This is a genomic window from Pseudomonas sp. BF-RE-21 (assembly GCF_019947305.1).
In the GTDB taxonomy this organism is placed as follows: Bacteria; Pseudomonadota; Gammaproteobacteria; order Pseudomonadales; family Pseudomonadaceae; genus Aquipseudomonas; species Aquipseudomonas migulae.
This window is the reverse complement of sequence record NZ_JAGYGF010000039.1, coordinates 26010-42035: the sequence shown is the minus strand read 5'-3', so window position 1 is coordinate 42035 and position 16026 is coordinate 26010. Positions and strand designations below refer to the sequence as shown.

Genomic DNA, 16026 nt, shown 5'->3' with positions numbered 1-16026 from the left:
AATCCATGACTACATCGACTGTAAAAACCAACCTGCTGGGTCTGACTCAACAGGAAATGGAAAAATTCTTCGACTCAATCGGGGAGAAGCGTTTCCGTGCCGGTCAGGTAATGAAATGGATTCACCACCTTGGCGTCGATGATTTCGACGCCATGACGAACGTCAGCAAGGCCCTGCGCGACAAGCTCAAGGCCATTGCCGAAGTTCGCGGTCCTGAAGTCGTCAGCGAGGACATTTCCACCGACGGCACCCGTAAATGGGTGGTGCGCGTGGCGTCCGGCAGCTGCGTCGAGACCGTTTACATTCCCCAGGGCAAACGCGGCACTCTGTGCGTTTCGTCCCAGGCAGGCTGTGCCCTGGATTGCAGTTTCTGCTCCACCGGCAAGCAAGGTTTCAACAGCAACCTCACCGCCGCCGAAGTCATCGGCCAGGTGTGGATTGCCAATAAATCGTTCGGCAGCATCCCGGCGACCGCCGACCGTGCCATCACCAACGTGGTGATGATGGGCATGGGCGAGCCGCTGCTGAACTTCGACAACGTCGTTGCAGCCATGCATCTGATGATGGACGACCTGGGTTACGGCATTTCCAAGCGCCGTGTGACCCTGTCGACCTCCGGCGTGGTGCCGATGATCGATGAGCTGTCCAAGCACATCGACGTCTCCCTGGCGTTGTCCCTGCACGCACCGAATGACGCATTGCGTAACCAATTGGTGCCGATCAACAAGAAATATCCGCTTAAGATGCTGCTCGAGTCGTGCCAGCGCTACATGTCGTCCCTGGGCGAAAAACGCGTGCTGACCATCGAGTACACCTTGCTCAAGGACATCAACGACAAGGTTGAACATGCCGTTGAGATGATCGAGTTGCTCAAGAACATCCCGTGCAAGATCAACCTGATTCCGTTCAACCCGTTCCCGCATTCCGGTTACGAGCGTCCGAGCAACAATGCGATTCGTCGCTTCCAGGATCAGCTTCACCATGCAGGTTTCAATGTCACCGTACGCACCACCCGCGGTGAAGACATCGATGCCGCGTGTGGCCAATTGGTAGGGCAGGTGCTGGATCGCACCCGTCGCAGTGAACGTTATATCGCCGTGCGCGAGTTGAGCGCCGACAACGATATGGCTTCGAACGCTGCGAAATAATTCAAGAGAGGATCTCTATGTCCCTGCGCTTTGCGCTGCTTTTGCTGTTGGCCAGTCTTTGTACTGGCTGCGTCCTGTCGGGCGATTTCAATCCGATGAAGACCAGCAAGGGCCGCGATGAAGCGCGAGTTGCCTACGTGCAACTGGGCTTGGGCTATTTGCAGCAGGGCATGACCGAACGCGCCAAGGTCCCGCTGAAAAAGGCCTTGGAGCTGGACGGTTCGGATCCTGACGCCAATGCCGCATTGGGTCTGGTTTTTCAGGCCGAGATGGAGCCGGAGCTGGCGGATGAGCACTTTCGCAAGGCGCTATCTTCCCGCCCCAACGATGCCCGTATCCTGAATAATTACGGCAGTTTTCTTTTCGAACAGAAACGTTACAAAGAGGCTTACGAGCGCTTCGAGCAAGCCGCTGCCGATACCCTGTATCCTGAGCGTTCGCGAGTGTTCGAGAACCTGGGCATGACCGCTTCCAAGCTTGGCCAGCGTGATCTGGCCCAGCAGCAGTTGGAAAAAGCTTTGCGTTTGAACCGTCAGCAACCCCGTGCATTGCTGGAAATGGCTGAGTTGTCTTACGAAGACAGGCATTATGTGCCCGCGCGTGACTATTACGACCGTTTTAGCCTGCTCACCGAGCAAAATGCACGTAGTCTATTGCTCGGCGTTCGGCTGGCAAAAGTGTTCGAAGATCGCGACAAGGCAGCCAGTTATGGCCTGCAACTAAAACGACTCTATCCCGGTACGCCGGAATATCAGCAATACCTGTCGGAGCAATGATGAAAGCGGCGCATCCCGAAGTTGTAGCAGCGAATCGCGTTAACCCCGGTGAGACTTTGCGCCAGGCCCGCGAAAGCAATGGCTGGTCGCTGGCCGAAGTGGCCCTCAAGCTCAACCTCACCGTTAATTCCCTGAGTAATCTGGAAGCCGGCGCATTCGACAAGCTGCCGGGGCATACCTTTGCCCGCGGTTATATTCGCGCCTACGCCAAATTGCTCGGCATGGACCAGACCGTTCTGGTTCAGCAATTCGACCAATCCACCGGAACCGACTCCCAGGGCGCCAACGTCCACAGCCTGGGGCGCATCGAAGAGCCGGTTCGGGTTTCCCACACTATTTTGCGAATCGTCAGCCTGCTGTTGCTGATCGCGGTGATCGGCGGCGGTTTCATCTGGTGGCAGGATCAAACCTCACTGCGCACCAAGGACCTGATCAGCCTGAGCCCGGAGCACGTTGAAGTCGAAGGCGCCGACGGCACCACCCAGATCCATCCGCTGGACGAGCCGGAAGACCAGGCTGTCGCGGAAGGTCAGGCTGAAAGTTCGACCGCTCTCGCATTGCCGCAAGCCGAGACTTCGACTGAAGCGCCGGCTGAAGCTGAGCCGGCTACGCCTGTGGTCGCTCCGGCCGCACCGGCTACCCCGGCGCCAGTTGCACCGACACATAACACCGCGCCGGCTGCTCCGGCACCCGTTGCCCCGGCGCACAGCACCGCGCCAGTTGTCGCGCCTGCGGCCCCGACGGCTCCGGTTGTGTCGACCCCGCCTGCAACTGCCTCGGTAACGCCGACCATTCCTGCTCCGGCAGCGGCTGCTCCGGCTGCTCCGGTTGCCGGCCAAGGCCAGGTTCAACTGCAATTCACCGCTGATTGCTGGACACAAGTCACCGACGGCACTGGCAAAGTGCTGCTCAGTGGTCTCAAGCGCAAAGGCGAAACCGTTTCCCTCAGTGGTAAGCCGCCGTTTGCCGTGCGTCTGGGCTTCGCCCGTGGCGCGCAGGTCAGCTACAACGGTCAGGTGGTTGATGTCGCTCCATTCACCAGTGGCGAGACTGCTCGCCTGAAGTTGGGTCAATAAGTCATGCACGGCGAATCTCCAATCAAGCGTCGCGAATCCCGGAAAATCTGGGTCGGTAACGTGCCTGTTGGCGGCGATGCGCCCATCGCTGTGCAGAGCATGACCAACAGCGACACCAATGACGTTGCCGCCACCGTTGCCCAGATCAATCGTCTGGAAGCCGCTGGCGTTGATATCGTGCGGGTTTCCGTGCCGGACATGGACGCCGCCGAAGCCTTCGGCAAGATCAAGCAACTGGTCAAAGTGCCGTTGGTGGCCGACATCCACTTCGACTACAAGATCGCTTTGCGCGTAGCCGAACTGGGCGTTGATTGCCTGCGGATCAACCCGGGCAACATCGGTCGTGAAGACCGCGTGCGTGCGGTGGTCGATGCCGCCCGTGATCGCGGGATTCCGATCCGCATCGGCGTCAACGCCGGTTCCCTGGAAAAAGACCTGCAAAAGAAATACGGCGAGCCGACCCCGGCCGCGCTGGTCGAATCTGCCCTGCGTCACGTCGAGCACCTTGAGCGCCTGAACTTCCAGGACTTCAAGGTCAGCGTGAAAGCCTCCGACGTGTTCATGGCCGTCGCTGCTTACCGCTTGCTGGCCAAGGAAATCGTCCAGCCGCTGCACTTGGGCATCACCGAAGCCGGTGGTTTGCGTTCAGGCACAGTGAAATCCGCCGTGGGCCTCGGTATGCTGCTCGCCGAAGGGATTGGCGATACTATCCGCATCTCGTTGGCGGCCGACCCGGTCGAGGAAGTGAAAGTCGGCTACGACATTCTCAAATCCCTGCACCTGCGTTCCCGTGGCATCAACTTCATCGCCTGCCCGAGCTGCTCGCGGCAGAACTTCGATGTGGTCAAGACCATGAACGAACTGGAAGGGCGCCTCGAAGATCTGTTGGTGCCGCTGGATGTCGCGGTCATCGGTTGCGTGGTCAACGGGCCGGGCGAAGCCAAGGAAGCCCATATCGGCTTGACCGGCGGCACGCCAAACCTGATTTACATCGACGGCAAGCCGTCGCAGAAACTGACGAATGACAATCTGGTGGATGAGCTTGAACGCTTGATCCGCCAGAAAGCGGCCGAGAAGGTCGAAGCTGACGCAGCTGTAATCGCTCGCGGCTGATCGAACGAATTTAAGGATTTAAAGTGAGCAAGTCTCTGCAAGCCATTCGTGGCATGAACGACATCCTGCCCGAACAGACTCCCCTGTGGCGTCATTTCGAGGGCACCGTTTCGCGTCTGCTGGATAACTACGGTTACAAGCAGATCCGCATGCCGATCGTCGAGTTCACCGAGCTGTTCAAGCGCTCGATCGGTGAAGTGACCGACATCGTCGAAAAAGAGATGTACACCTTCGAAGACCGTAACGGTGATTCGCTGACCCTGCGCCCTGAAGGCACGGCGGCTTGCGTGCGTGCGGTGCTCGAGCACGGCATCACTGGCGGCGGCCAGGTGCAGAAACTCTGGTACATCGGCCCGATGTTCCGCCACGAACGTCCGCAGAAAGGCCGTTATCGCCAGTTCCACCAGATCGGTGTCGAAGTGTTCAACCTCGACGGTCCGGACATCGACGCCGAGCTGATCGTGCTGACCTGGCGCCTGTGGGGCGAGCTGGGCATCCGTGATGCGGTCAAGCTCGAGCTCAACAGCCTGGGCACCAGCGAATCCCGTGGTCGTTATCGCGAAGCGCTGGTCGAGTTCCTGTCCGCTCACCTGGACAAGCTCGACGAAGACAGCCAGCGTCGTCTGAAGACCAACCCGTTGCGCGTTCTGGACACCAAGAACGCCGACACTCAAGCGATCCTGGTCGACGCGCCGAAAATGGCCGACTACCTCGACGACGAATCCCGCGTGCACTTCGAGGGCCTCAAGGCTCGCCTGGACGCCGCCGGTATTCCTTACGTGATCAACCCGAAGCTGGTACGCGGGCTGGATTACTACAGCAAGACGGTTTTCGAGTGGGTCACCGACAAGTTGGGCGCTCAAGGCACCGTGTGTGCTGGCGGCCGCTACGACGGTCTGGTGGAACAGATGGGCGGCAAGCCGACCCCGGGCGTTGGTTTCGCCATGGGCATCGAGCGCCTGGTGCTGCTGCTTGAAACCCTGGAGCAGATCCCGGAAGAGATCTCCCGTCAGGTCGACGTCTATCTCTGCGCATTCGGCGAGGCTGCCGAGTTGGCGGCCCTGACGTTGAGCGAGAAGGTGCGCGATCAGTTGCCCAACCTGCGCTTGCAGATCAATGCCGGCGCCGGCAGCTTCAAAAGTCAATTCAAGAAGGCCGACAAGAGCGGTGCGCTGTACGCGCTGATCCTCGGTGACGACGAAATGGCCCAGCAAGTGGTAGGTTTCAAACCCCTGCGTGGCCAGGGCGAACAACAAAGCATTGCCTGGGATGCGCTTGCTGCACACCTGGCCACCTGCGTCGTGCAGGGTTGAAGCTGTCATAAACAGCCGATTTAGCGATTAAGGAGTATTGGGGTGTCGAGTACCGAAGACGAACAGCTGGCGGATTTGAAGGACTGGTGGACACGCAACGGCAAGCCCCTGGTCACTGGCGGCCTGTTGGCGCTGGTCATCGTGTTCGGCTGGCAAGCCTTTCAAAAGTATCAGAGCAATCAGTCGCAAGGCGCCTCGATGCTCTATCAGCAATTGCTCGAAACCACGCTGACGCCCAACGGCAAGCCTGATGCCGCCCGTGTTTCGGACCTGGCCGGCAAGCTCAACAGCGAATTTGGCGGCAGCGCCTACGCGCAATACGGCAGCCTGTTCGTGGCGAAAGTCGCGGTCGACAGCGGCAAGCTGGACGACGCCGCCACCGAGCTGAAAGCCATCGTTGCCAAACCGGCCAACCCGGCACTGGGCGAAATCGCCCGTCAGCGCCTGGCGCAGGTACTGGCCGCGCAGAACAAGGTCGATGAAGCCCTGAAACTGCTCGAAGGCGATGCCGATAAAGCATTCCTCGCCACCCGCGAAGAACTCAAGGGCGACCTGCTGGTGCAGTTGGGTCGTACCGACGAAGCGCACGCTGCGTATCAAAAAGCCAAGGCGGCACTGTCGGATGAAGCGGCAGTCGGTGGCCTACAAATCAAGTTGGACGATCTGGCCAAAGGGGATGCGTGACGTGATCCGTTGGAAACATGCAGCATTGCTGGCTCTGGCCGTTTTGGCCGCGGGTTGCAGCAGCAACAGCAAAAAAGAATTGCCGCCTGCCGAGCTGGTCGACTTCAAAGAAGAAGTGGTCCTGCAAAAGCAGTGGAGTCGTTCGATCGGTGACGGTCAGGGCGAAACCTACAACATGCTGGTTCCGGCGATCGATGGCGATACCATCTATGCCGCCGACGTCACTGGCGTGGTGATGGCGATGGATCGCAGCAATGGCGACGTCAAATGGAAGAAAGACCTCGAACTGCCTGTTTCCGGCGCCGTTGGCGTAGGTTATGGCCTGCTCGTGATCGGTACGACCAAGGGCGAAATCGTTGCGATGGACGCCACCAACGGTGAGGAGAAATGGCGCGCTCGCGTGTCCAGCGAAGTTCTCGCGCCGCCGGCCAACAACGGTGACGTGGTGGTCGTTCAGACTCAGGATGACCGTCTGATCGGTCTGGATGCCTCCACCGGCAACCAGCGCTGGTTGTATGACAGCACGCCTGCGGTCCTGACCCTGCGTGGCACCAGTGCGCCGATCGTGACCAACCGCCTTGCGGTGGCTGGCCTGTCGACCGGTAAAGTGGTTGCGCTCGATATCTCCAACGGCGTGCCGGTGTGGGAACAGCGGGTTGCGATCCCACAAGGTCGTTCGGAGCTGGAGCGCGTTGTCGATATCGACGGTGGCCTGCTGCTGTCCGGCGGTACCTTGTACGTCGCCAGCTATCAGGGTCGCGTTGCGGCACTGGACCTGGAAAGCGGTCGTCAGCTCTGGCAGCGTGATGCTTCCAGCTATGCCGGCGTTGCGCAGGGCTTCGGCACTGTGTACGTGAGCCTGGCCTCGGGCACCGTTGAAGGCGTTGACGAGCGTTCCACCACAGCCTTGTGGAGCAACGACTCGCTGGCTCGCCGTCAATTGTCGGCTCCGGAAGTGTTCTCCAGCTATGTTGCAGTCGGTGACATGGAAGGCTATGTGCACCTGCTGAGCCAGGTGGACGGTCGTTTTGTCGGCCGCGAACGCATTGACAGCGACGGCCTGCGTGCCCGTCCGCTGGTGGTGGGTGACACGATTTATCTGTATGGCAACAGCGGCAAACTGGAAGCCCTGACCATCAAGTAATGTTTTGACTATGCTTGGGGTTAACCCCCAAGCGGCCCCGTTCTGCGGGGCTCGCAGCGTTTTCAAACGCTGCCCCGAGCACCAGCCGCTGCCTCGCAGCGGCTTTTGTATTTTCTGAAATAACGAAGTGGAGAGCCGCATGGTTCCCGTAATCGCCCTGGTGGGCCGACCGAACGTCGGCAAGTCCACCTTGTTCAACCGCCTGACCAGGACTCGCGACGCCATCGTCGGCGACTTGTCCGGTCTGACCCGTGATCGCCAATACGGTGAGGCCAAGTGGCAAGGGCGTTCCTACATTCTGGTCGACACTGGCGGTATCTCCGGTGACGAGCACGGTATGGACGAAAAAATGGCCGAGCAGTCGCTGCTGGCCATTGAAGAAGCCGATGTCGTTCTGTTCCTGGTAGATGCCAAGGCCGGTTTCACCGCCGCCGACCAGATGATCGCCGAGCATTTGCGCAAACGTAACAAGCGTTCGTACGTGGTTGCCAACAAGGTCGACAACATCGACCCTGAAATGGCCCGCGCCGAATTCGCCCCGTTGGGCATGGGCCACGCGATCCCGATCGCCGGTGCTCATGGTCGTGGCATCACCCAGATGCTGGAAATCGCCCTGAGCGACTTCCCGAAAGACGAAGAAGAGCTGGAAGAAGGCGAGGAAGAGGACGTTGCCGAAGGCGAGGAAGCCAAGCGCATTCCTGGCCCAAGCGAAAAAGACGGGATCAAGATCGCCATCATCGGCCGCCCGAACGTCGGCAAGTCGACCCTGGTCAACCGCATGCTCGGTGAAGACCGGGTTATCGTGTATGACCAACCCGGCACTACCCGCGACAGTATCTACATCCCGTTCGAGCGTAACGACGAGAAGTACACGCTGATCGACACCGCCGGTGTGCGCAAGCGCGGCAAGATCCACGAAGAAGTCGAAAAATTCTCCGTGGTCAAAACCCTGCAAGCGATCAAAGACGCCAACGTGGTGATCTTCGTGATGGACGCCCGCGAAGGCGTGGTGGACCACGACCTCAACCTGCTGGGCTTCGCCATTGAGTCGGGTCGTGCGCTGGTCATCGCGATCAACAAGTGGGACGGCATGACGCCGAGCGAGCGTGACTTCGTGAAGGTCGAGCTGCAACGTCGACTGTTCTTCGTTGACTACGCCGACATCCACTTCATCTCGGCGCTGCACGGCACGGGCGTGGGCAACCTCTACGCTTCCGTACAGAACTCGTTCAAGTCCGCGGTCACCCGCTGGCCGACCAACCGCCTGACCCAGATTCTGGAAGATGCGGTCGGCGAGCACGCGCCACCGATGGTCAACAACCGCCGGATCAAGCTGCGTTATGCGCACTTGGGTGGTGCCAACCCGCCGATCATCGTGATTCACGGTAACCAGATCGAGAAGGTGCCGAAGTCTTACGTGCGTTACCTGGAAAACACTTACCGTCGTGTCTTGAAGCTGGTCGGTACGCCGATCCGCATCGAGTTCAAGGGCGGCGAGAACCCGTACGAAGGCAACAAGAACTCGCTCACTGACCGTCAGGTCAACAAGAAGCGTCGCTTGATGTCGCACCACAAGAAAGCCGACAAGAAGCGCCGCGACAAGCGCTGATTCAAGGCTGGCTCGCCTCTGTAGGAGCGAGGCTTGCCCGCGAAGAACGATAACGCGGTGTATCTGATACACCGCGGTGTTGCGTTCGCGGGCTCGCCTCGCTCCTACGGGATCGGGTTCGAGAAGAAGGGCGCCACTGGCGCCCTTTTTTTATGGGCGCCGTTTGGCTATCCTCGGGCTCTCCCGCGCCGCCGTTAGAGCCGGGTGTAGAGCAGGGAATCACCGATGATCACCAGTAAGCTGCCGAATGTCGGCATCACTATCTTCACGCAGATGTCTCAGCTCGCGGCGCAAACCGGGGCGATCAACCTGTCACAGGGTTTCCCCGATTTCGATGCCCCGCAAGCCTTGTGCGATGCGGTGGGTCGGCACATTGCCAATGGCCATAACCAGTACTCGCCGATGACCGGCCTGCCGGTACTGCGTCAGCAGATCGTGGCGAAAATTGCCCGCAGCTATGGCGTCACCGTCGATGCGGACAGCGAAGTGACCGTGACTCCCGGTGCGACTGAGGCGATTTTTTGCGCCATTCAGGCCGTTATCCACAACGGTGACGAAGTCATCGTGTTTGATCCGGCCTATGACAGTTACGAGCCCTCGGTCCAGCTGGCCGGTGGCCGTTGCGTTCACGTGCAACTGGGGCTGGACGACTTCAGCATCGATTTCGAAAAGCTCGCCCAGGCGCTGAGTCCGCGCACGCGGATGATCATCCTCAATACCCCGCACAATCCCAGCGGCGCACTGATCAACCGTGCCGAGCTGGACCAACTGGCGGCGTTGATCCGTGACCGCGACATCTATGTGATCAGCGATGAGGTCTACGAGCACCTGGTCTACGACGGTGTGCCCCATGTCAGTGTGCTGGCCCATGAAGAGCTGTATCAGCGCGCCTTCGTGGTCAGCTCCTTCGGCAAGACGTACCACGTCACTGGCTGGAAAACCGGCTACGTGGTCGCGCCACCGGCCTTGTCTGCAGAGCTGCGCAAGGTGCACCAGTACGTCAATTTTTGCGGCGTAACCCCCTTGCAATACGCCTTGGCCGACTTCATGGCGGAGCATCCTGAACACGTCGAAGAATTGCCCGGCTTCTACCAGGCCAAGCGCGATCTGTTCTGCGACTTGCTGATGCCATCGCGTTTCAGTTTCACCCGCGTCACCGGCACCTATTTCCAGTTGGTCGATTACTCGCAGATCCGTCCCGACCTCAACGACGTCGAGATGGCGCTGTGGATGACCCGCGAACACGGCGTGGCGAGCATCCCGATCTCGGTGTTCTACCAGACGCCACCCGAAGGCCAGCGCCTGGTGCGCCTGTGCTTCGCCAAACGCGAGGAGACCCTGCGTGAAGCAGCGGCAAAACTATGCGTGATCTGAGTGCATTGCCGAATCTGACCATCGCGCTGATCCAGACAACCCTGGCCTGGCACGACCGCCAGGCCAATCTGGAGCATTTCGAGCAACTGCTGGAGCAGGCTCGTGGCGCGGACCTGATCATCCTGCCGGAGATGTTCACCACCGGTTTTTCCATGGAGTCCGAGACGCTTGCCGAGGCGGAAAACGGTCCCACCAGCAAATGGTTGCGCGTCCAGGCGGCAAAACTCGATGCGGTGATCACCGGCAGCATCATCGTTCAGGCCGCTGATGGCAGCCATCGCAATCGCCTGTTGTGGGCACGACCGGATGGCGAAGTCTGGCACTACGACAAGCGCCACTTGTTCCGCATGGCCGGTGAGCACAATCACTACACGCCGGGCGAGCGCCAGGTGCAGTTCGAGCTCAAAGGCTGGCGCGTCCGGCCGCTGATTTGCTACGACCTGCGTTTCCCGGTGTGGAGCCGCGATGCCCAGGACACAGACCTGTTGCTGTACACCGCCAACTGGCCGGGTGCGCGGCGCCAGCACTGGAACCGTTTGCTGCCGGCGCGTGCGATCGAAAACCTGTGCTATGTGGCGGCGGTGAATCGCATCGGCACTGACGGGAAAGGCTTTGCGTACACCGGCGACAGTCAGGTCCTGGATTTTCAGGGCGAGACATTGCTCAGCGCCGGTGAGGCGGACGGGGTGTTTCAGGTTGTTCTGGATGCAGCGGAACTGGCGGCTTATCGCACGCGGTTTCCGGCGAATCTGGATGCGGATACGTTCGAGTTCACCTGAGATTTTCTCTGCCTGACAAGGACCCATCGCCGGCAAGCCGGCTCCTACAGTTGACCGAGTTGTTCTGACCTACGCGGTCAACTGTAGGAGCCAGCTTGCTGGCGATGGGGTCGGCACGGACAACATAAATATTGCCGGCAAACAAAAGGCCCCAAGGTTTTCACCAAGGGGCCTTTTGCATTACAGCGGTGACTTTATGCCGCTTTCGCTTCCGGCTGGCTCAACGAGCGGTTCAGCGCGCTGAACAGGGCCTTGAAGCTGGCGGTGGTGATGTTTTCATCGATGCCCACGCCGTGCACCGCACGTTGGCCTTCCACACGCAGTTCGATGTAGGCCGCGGCCTTGGCGTTGGTGCCCGCACCGATGGCGTGCTCGTTGTAGTCCATGATCTCCACCGGAATCGGCAGACCGGCCACCAGCGCTTCCAGCGCGCCGTTGCCTTTGCCACGCCAGTGCAGGTTGGTTTCGCCCTGGCCCTTGCCGGAAACTTCCACTTCCACGGCGCTGTGACCGTTTTCTTCCTGCAGGCGATGGCTGACCAGCGCGTACGGGGTGTTGGCCTGCAAGTACTCGCTGTGCAGCAACGCGTGGATCTGCTGGGCGGTCATTTCGAGGCCCAGACGATCGGTTTCACGCTGCACGACCTGGCTGAACTCGATCTGCATGCGGCGCGGCAAGCTGATGCCGTATTCCTGTTCCAGCAGGTAAGCGATGCCGCCCTTGCCCGACTGGCTGTTGACGCGGATCACCGCCTCGTAGCTGCGGCCGATGTCGGCCGGGTCGATCGGCAAGTACGGCACTTCCCACAGGGCGTCCGGTTTCTGCTGGGCGAAGCCCTTGCGGATGGCATCCTGGTGGGAGCCGGAGAACGCGGTGTGAACCAGGTCGCCGACGTACGGGTGACGCGGGTGCACCTGGATCTGGTTGCATTCTTCGACGACTTTGCGCACGCCGTCGATGTCCGAGAAATCGAGCTCAGGGTGGATGCCCTGGGTGTAGAGGTTCAGTGCCACGGTGACCAGGTCGACGTTGCCGGTACGCTCGCCGTTGCCGAACAGGCAGCCTTCGACACGATCCGCACCCGCCATCAGGCCCAACTCGGTGGCGGCCACGCCGGTGCCACGGTCGTTGTGGGTGTGCAGGCTGATGATCACGCTGTCACGACGGTTGATGTGGCGGCCGAACCATTCGATCTGGTCGGCATAGATGTTCGGGGTCGCGCATTCGACGGTGGCCGGCAGGTTGAGGATCACCTTGTGCTCAGGCGTCGGGTTCCAGACTTCGATGACCGCGTCGCAGACTTCCTTGGCGAACTCCAGCTCGGTGGCGCTGAAGGTTTCCGGCGAGTATTCGAAGGTCCACTGCGTGTCCGGCTGCTGGGCCGCGTATTTGACGAACAGCTTGGCGGCGTTCACGGCGATGGCCTTGATCCCGTCCTTGTCCTGGTTGAAGACAATGCGGCGGAAGGAAGGGGAGGTCGCGTTGTACAGGTGAACGATGGCTTTCTTCGCCCCGCGCAGGGATTCGAAGGTGCGCTCGATCAGGTCTTCACGGCCCTGGGTCAGCACCTGAATGGTGGTGTCGTCCGGGATGTGGTTGCCTTCGATCAGGGTACGCACGAAGTCGAAGTCGGTTTGCGACGCAGCCGGGAAGGACGCTTCGATTTCTTTCACGCCAACCTGTACGAGGGTTTTCCAGAAACGCAGCTTCTTGACCGCGTCCATCGGCTCGATCAGCGACTGGTTGCCGTCGCGCAGGTCGGAGCTGCACCAGATCGGCGCGGCGGTGATGGTCTTCGACGGCCAGGTGCGGTCCGGAATGTCGATGGTCGGGAACGCGCGGTATTTCGAAGACGGGTCTTTGAGCATGCTCATCGGGAAATCCTTATTGTGTGGGCCGAAAAAAGGCGGCCTGCCGGTGGATCAAAAGTTCTTGGGGAAAAGCGTAAAACGAGGCGTCGCGATTCAGCCCGGCAGTCGTGCGCTGACGAGGCACAGGCTGCGGTGCTGGCGAAGCTGAATGAGGGTGTGAGAGGTTTTCATGTCTTCAACCCTAACCGCGAGGGTGAAGGATGGCAAGCAGTCGAAAAAAATTGAGAGGAATACTCGCGAACGCGTATTTATCGAGATTTTATTGCTGTGAGTCCCTGTGATTGTTTGGTTTTTTGCGCGAGCTTCAAGCGATGCGCAATTGATGGTTTGAGCGCCGGGCGCTGACAGTCGGGCTATTCTTAAAGCCTCGACTGGCATTCAGGAGTCGGCGATGAACGAGTCTGACTGGAAGCAGTATTGCGTGTTACGGCCGGTGGCACATGAGCGGATGTGCGAGCGGATTTTGTCGGATGTCGAAAAAACGCTGCTGGATAAGAGCAACGCGCCCTACGAACGAATAGATGCCAGCGAGGAGCTGCTGAAAGCCGGGCAAAAGGAGCTGTACTGGGCGTTTGGTGTTTTCAGGTTTTCGCGTCATGAAGCCCGCTCGCACTTGCTTGGGTTGTGCGCGCGGGAGTTGATCACGGCAGAGGAGTTGAGCTGGTTTTCAGTCGAGACGCAGGAGTGGGTCAAACACTGCCTGGCGGATCGAGAGGTCCATGGGATAGAGGACCTGGACGCGGAGTAATTGTTGTCAGTGATGCCGCCTTCGCGGGCAAGCCCGCTCCCACATTTGTTCGGTGTGAACACGGTAAATGTGGGAGCGAGGCTTGCCCGCGAAATGGCCATTCGCTTCAGCGAAGATTCAAGGTTGAAACGCGCCTATGAAAATCGCCGGATCCACCCGCGCATCATTCAGGCTGACATTCCAGTGCATGTGCGGCCCGGTCGCCCGCCCAGTCGAACCGACCTTGCCAACCACACCACCACGCGCCAGTTGCTGCCCCACCTTCACATCGATCTTCGACATGTGACAGAACATGCTGATAAAGCCCTGCCCGTGGTCGACAAACACCGTGTTGCCGTTAAAGAAGTAGTTACCGATCAAAATCACTTTGCCCGCTGCCGGGGTCTTGATCGGCGTGCCGGCGCCCACGGCGAAATCCAGGCCTGAGTGGGGATTGCGCTCTTCACCGTTGAAGAAACGGCGCACGCCGAACTTGCTCGACAGCGGGCCGTTGACCGGTTTGTCCAGCAGCAGGTTGCTCGGCGTATTCGGGCTGAACGTGCGGTACGCGGCAATCTGCTCGGCCAGTTCGCGCTCGATGCGCTTGAGATTGTCCGGGTCAGGATTGACCTGTTGAGTGTTTTTCAACGTGATGCGCTGTTCCGGATACTTCTTGTTGCCAACGGTGAAACTCAGGTTGCGGCCGCCGCTGCTGATGGACTGCGCCCCCGGCTTGACCGTCAACGGCACACCGACAATCGCCAGCCAATTGTCCTGTTCCTTGACCACCAGCACCGGTTTGCCTTGATAGCTGGCTTTCGGCGCCTGGGCCGCCGCGCCCAGATCCACCACCGCCACGCCCCCCGGAACCGGTTTGTTCAACAGGCGGGTGATGTAGCTGTCAGCGTGGGCGTTGAAGGTCAGGCACAGCAACAGCAGCGAAGCTAAAAAACGCGGCATGGATCAATCCAGTAAAGAAAGGGTGACAGGCGTCAGGTGATTGTCTTCGACCCGCACTTGCAGTTCGCCTTCACCCAGTTTGGCTTTCAGGCGCTGGCCGTTGTGGGTTTGCGCGGCGTTGCGGATCGCGTTGCCACGCTCGTCCAGCAAAATGCTGTAGCCACGGCCGAGGGTCGCCAAAGGGCTGACCACGTGCAGGGTCTGCACCTGGCTTTGCAGTTGCAGACGACGGGACTTGAGCCCTTCGCGCATGGCCCGAGGCAGGCGTTCGGCGAGGCTGTCGAGGCGCTGACGCAACATCGCCAGTTGCCGCCCCGGATGTTGTCCGGCGAGGCGGGTTTCCAGGCGGATCAGCCGTTCGCGACGGGTGTTGAGGCTGCGCTCGAAGGCGCGGCGCATGCGCATGTCCAGATCATCCAGACGTTGCGCCTGTTGGCGCAGACGTTCACCGGGATGGCGCAGGCGACGAGAGATGCCTTCCAGGCGCAGGCGATCACGCATCAGGCGGTCACGCATGCGCATCACCAGCCGGCGGTGCAGGCTTTCGACCCGACGCACCAGGTCGCTGGAATCCGGCGCCAGCAGTTCAGCGGCGGCGGACGGCGTCGGGGCGCGAACGTCGGCCACGAAATCACTGATCGATACATCGGTTTCATGGCCGACGGCGCTGACAATCGGCGTCACGCAAGCATCCACGGCGCGGGCCACGGCTTCTTCGTTGAAACACCAGAGGTCTTCCAGCGAGCCGCCGCCACGGGCCAGGATCAATGCATCGAAACCACGGGCGTCCGCCAGTTTCAACGCGCGGACAATCTGCGCCGTCGCTTCACGGCCCTGCACGGCGGTGGGGATCAGCGTCAGCTGGATCTGCGGTGCGCGACGGCGGAACACGCTGATGATGTCGCGGATCACCGCGCCGGTCGGCGAACTGATGATGCCGATGCGCTGCGGATGCGCCGGCAGCGGCACTTTGCGCTCGGCGCTGAACAGGCCTTCGGCGCTGAGTTTTTCCTTCAAGGCATCGAAGGCCAGGCGCAGCGCACCGTCACCGGCCGGCTCGACGGTGTCGAGAATCAGCTGATAATCGCCACGGCCTTCGAACAGCGAAACCTTGCCGCGCACCTTGACCGCCAGGCCGTCCTTCAGCGCCTGACGAACCCGCGCCGCGTTCTGCCGAAACAGCGCGCAACGTACTTGGGCGCCGCTGTCCTTGAGGGTGAAATACACGTGGCCGGACGCCGGGCGAGCGAGGTTGGAGATTTCGCCTTCGACCCAGATATTGCTGAACACGTCTTCGAGCAACACCCGCGCGCGGCCGTTGAGCTGGCTGACAGTCAGGACTTCACGGTCCAGGCCGAGTCTTGCAAAGGGATCTTTAATCATGGGGCGCATGATAAAGGCATTCTCCAGCCGAATGCACGATCCCCCTGTAGGAGCGAGCCTGCTCGCGAT

Annotated in this window: 14 protein-coding genes; 11 read left to right on the top strand and 3 right to left on the bottom strand. The window is 60.2% G+C overall.

Annotated elements, in window-relative coordinates:
- Nucleotides 1–5: 5 nt before the first annotated feature.
- The 10 genes from rlmN (at nt 6) to KGB25_RS21620 (ending at nt 11016) form a co-directional block, all read left to right on the top strand.
- Nucleotides 6–1148, top strand: a complete 1143-nt coding sequence (rlmN, locus tag KGB25_RS21665) for a 23S rRNA (adenine(2503)-C(2))-methyltransferase RlmN (protein WP_008025507.1) — start codon at nt 6–8, stop codon at nt 1146–1148.
- A gap of 17 nt (nt 1149–1165) precedes the next feature.
- A complete protein-coding gene (pilW, locus tag KGB25_RS21660; RefSeq protein WP_008042429.1) occupies nt 1166–1924 on the top strand; it encodes a type IV pilus biogenesis/stability protein PilW in 759 nt (252 codons plus the stop codon).
- Complete coding sequence (locus KGB25_RS21655; protein WP_223436577.1) at nt 1924–3000, top strand: helix-turn-helix domain-containing protein; 1077 nt, start codon at nt 1924–1926, stop codon at nt 2998–3000. The genes pilW and KGB25_RS21655 overlap by 1 nt, the downstream gene beginning before the upstream one ends.
- Nucleotides 3001–3003: 3 nt before the next feature.
- Nucleotides 3004–4113, top strand: a complete 1110-nt coding sequence (gene ispG, locus KGB25_RS21650) for a flavodoxin-dependent (E)-4-hydroxy-3-methylbut-2-enyl-diphosphate synthase (RefSeq protein WP_007903603.1) — start codon at nt 3004–3006, stop codon at nt 4111–4113.
- 23 nt (nt 4114–4136) lie between these two features.
- Nucleotides 4137–5426 carry a histidine--tRNA ligase gene (hisS, locus tag KGB25_RS21645; protein ID WP_008042422.1) on the top strand — a complete coding sequence of 430 codons (1290 nt, stop codon included), beginning with the start codon at nt 4137–4139 and terminating at the stop codon, nt 5424–5426.
- Between the two features lie 42 nt (nt 5427–5468).
- Nucleotides 5469–6110, top strand: coding sequence for a tetratricopeptide repeat protein (locus KGB25_RS21640; protein WP_192228439.1), 642 nt, complete (start codon nt 5469–5471; stop codon nt 6108–6110).
- A complete protein-coding gene (bamB, locus tag KGB25_RS21635) occupies nt 6103–7254 on the top strand; it encodes an outer membrane protein assembly factor BamB (protein WP_032828591.1) in 1152 nt (383 codons plus the stop codon). Before KGB25_RS21640 ends, bamB begins: the two co-directional genes overlap by 8 nt.
- A gap of 139 nt (nt 7255–7393) precedes the next feature.
- Nucleotides 7394–8863, top strand: coding sequence for a ribosome biogenesis GTPase Der (gene der, locus KGB25_RS21630; protein ID WP_008025521.1), 1470 nt, complete (start codon nt 7394–7396; stop codon nt 8861–8863).
- Nucleotides 8864–9088: 225 nt separating this feature from the next.
- Complete coding sequence (locus KGB25_RS21625; RefSeq protein ID WP_008042421.1) at nt 9089–10237, top strand: pyridoxal phosphate-dependent aminotransferase; 1149 nt, start codon at nt 9089–9091, stop codon at nt 10235–10237.
- The gene (locus tag KGB25_RS21620; protein WP_192228441.1) at nt 10225–11016 is read left to right on the top strand and encodes an amidohydrolase; all 792 of its coding nucleotides are present in this window, start codon (nt 10225–10227) and stop codon (nt 11014–11016) included. The genes KGB25_RS21625 and KGB25_RS21620 overlap by 13 nt, the downstream gene beginning before the upstream one ends.
- Before the next feature lie 194 nt (nt 11017–11210).
- Here KGB25_RS21620 and leuA read toward each other — a convergent pair whose 3' ends face one another.
- The gene (gene leuA, locus KGB25_RS21615) at nt 11211–12890 is read right to left on the bottom strand and encodes a 2-isopropylmalate synthase (RefSeq protein ID WP_008025530.1); all 1680 of its coding nucleotides are present in this window, start codon (nt 12888–12890) and stop codon (nt 11211–11213) included.
- Between the two features lie 388 nt (nt 12891–13278).
- Here leuA and KGB25_RS21610 point away from each other — a divergent pair, with 388 nt between their 5' ends.
- Nucleotides 13279–13635 carry a hypothetical protein gene (locus KGB25_RS21610; RefSeq protein ID WP_008025532.1) on the top strand — a complete coding sequence of 119 codons (357 nt, stop codon included), beginning with the start codon at nt 13279–13281 and terminating at the stop codon, nt 13633–13635.
- Nucleotides 13636–13752: 117 nt separating this feature from the next.
- Here KGB25_RS21610 and KGB25_RS21605 read toward each other — a convergent pair whose 3' ends face one another.
- Both KGB25_RS21605 and xseA read right to left on the bottom strand, forming a co-directional pair.
- Entirely contained in the window at nt 13753–14574 is an 822-nt protein-coding gene (locus tag KGB25_RS21605; RefSeq protein ID WP_008042419.1) for a M23 family metallopeptidase, read from the bottom strand.
- Nucleotides 14575–14577: 3 nt separating this feature from the next.
- Entirely contained in the window at nt 14578–15957 is a 1380-nt protein-coding gene (xseA, locus tag KGB25_RS21600) for an exodeoxyribonuclease VII large subunit (RefSeq protein ID WP_032832722.1), read from the bottom strand.
- Between the last annotated feature and the right edge of the window lie 69 nt (nt 15958–16026).

What these genes read in the sequence shown, in the direction of transcription:
- rlmN (WP_008025507.1), top strand. Translation starts at nt 6, where the DNA reads ATGACTACATCGACTGTAAAAACCAACCTGCTGGGTCTGACTCAACAG.
- pilW (WP_008042429.1), top strand. Translation starts at nt 1,166, where the DNA reads ATGTCCCTGCGCTTTGCGCTGCTTTTGCTGTTGGCCAGTCTTTGTACT.
- KGB25_RS21655 (WP_223436577.1), top strand. Translation starts at nt 1,924, where the DNA reads ATGAAAGCGGCGCATCCCGAAGTTGTAGCAGCGAATCGCGTTAACCCC.
- ispG (WP_007903603.1), top strand. Translation starts at nt 3,004, where the DNA reads ATGCACGGCGAATCTCCAATCAAGCGTCGCGAATCCCGGAAAATCTGG.
- bamB (WP_032828591.1), top strand. Translation starts at nt 6,103, where the DNA reads ATGCGTGACGTGATCCGTTGGAAACATGCAGCATTGCTGGCTCTGGCC.
- der (WP_008025521.1), top strand. Translation starts at nt 7,394, where the DNA reads ATGGTTCCCGTAATCGCCCTGGTGGGCCGACCGAACGTCGGCAAGTCC.
- KGB25_RS21625 (WP_008042421.1), top strand. Translation starts at nt 9,089, where the DNA reads ATGATCACCAGTAAGCTGCCGAATGTCGGCATCACTATCTTCACGCAG.
- KGB25_RS21620 (WP_192228441.1), top strand. Translation starts at nt 10,225, where the DNA reads ATGCGTGATCTGAGTGCATTGCCGAATCTGACCATCGCGCTGATCCAG.
- leuA (WP_008025530.1), bottom strand. Translation starts at nt 12,890, where the DNA reads ATGAGCATGCTCAAAGACCCGTCTTCGAAATACCGCGCGTTCCCGACC.
- KGB25_RS21610 (WP_008025532.1), top strand. Translation starts at nt 13,279, where the DNA reads ATGAACGAGTCTGACTGGAAGCAGTATTGCGTGTTACGGCCGGTGGCA.
- KGB25_RS21605 (WP_008042419.1), bottom strand. Translation starts at nt 14,574, where the DNA reads ATGCCGCGTTTTTTAGCTTCGCTGCTGTTGCTGTGCCTGACCTTCAAC.
- xseA (WP_032832722.1), bottom strand. Translation starts at nt 15,957, where the DNA reads ATGATTAAAGATCCCTTTGCAAGACTCGGCCTGGACCGTGAAGTCCTG.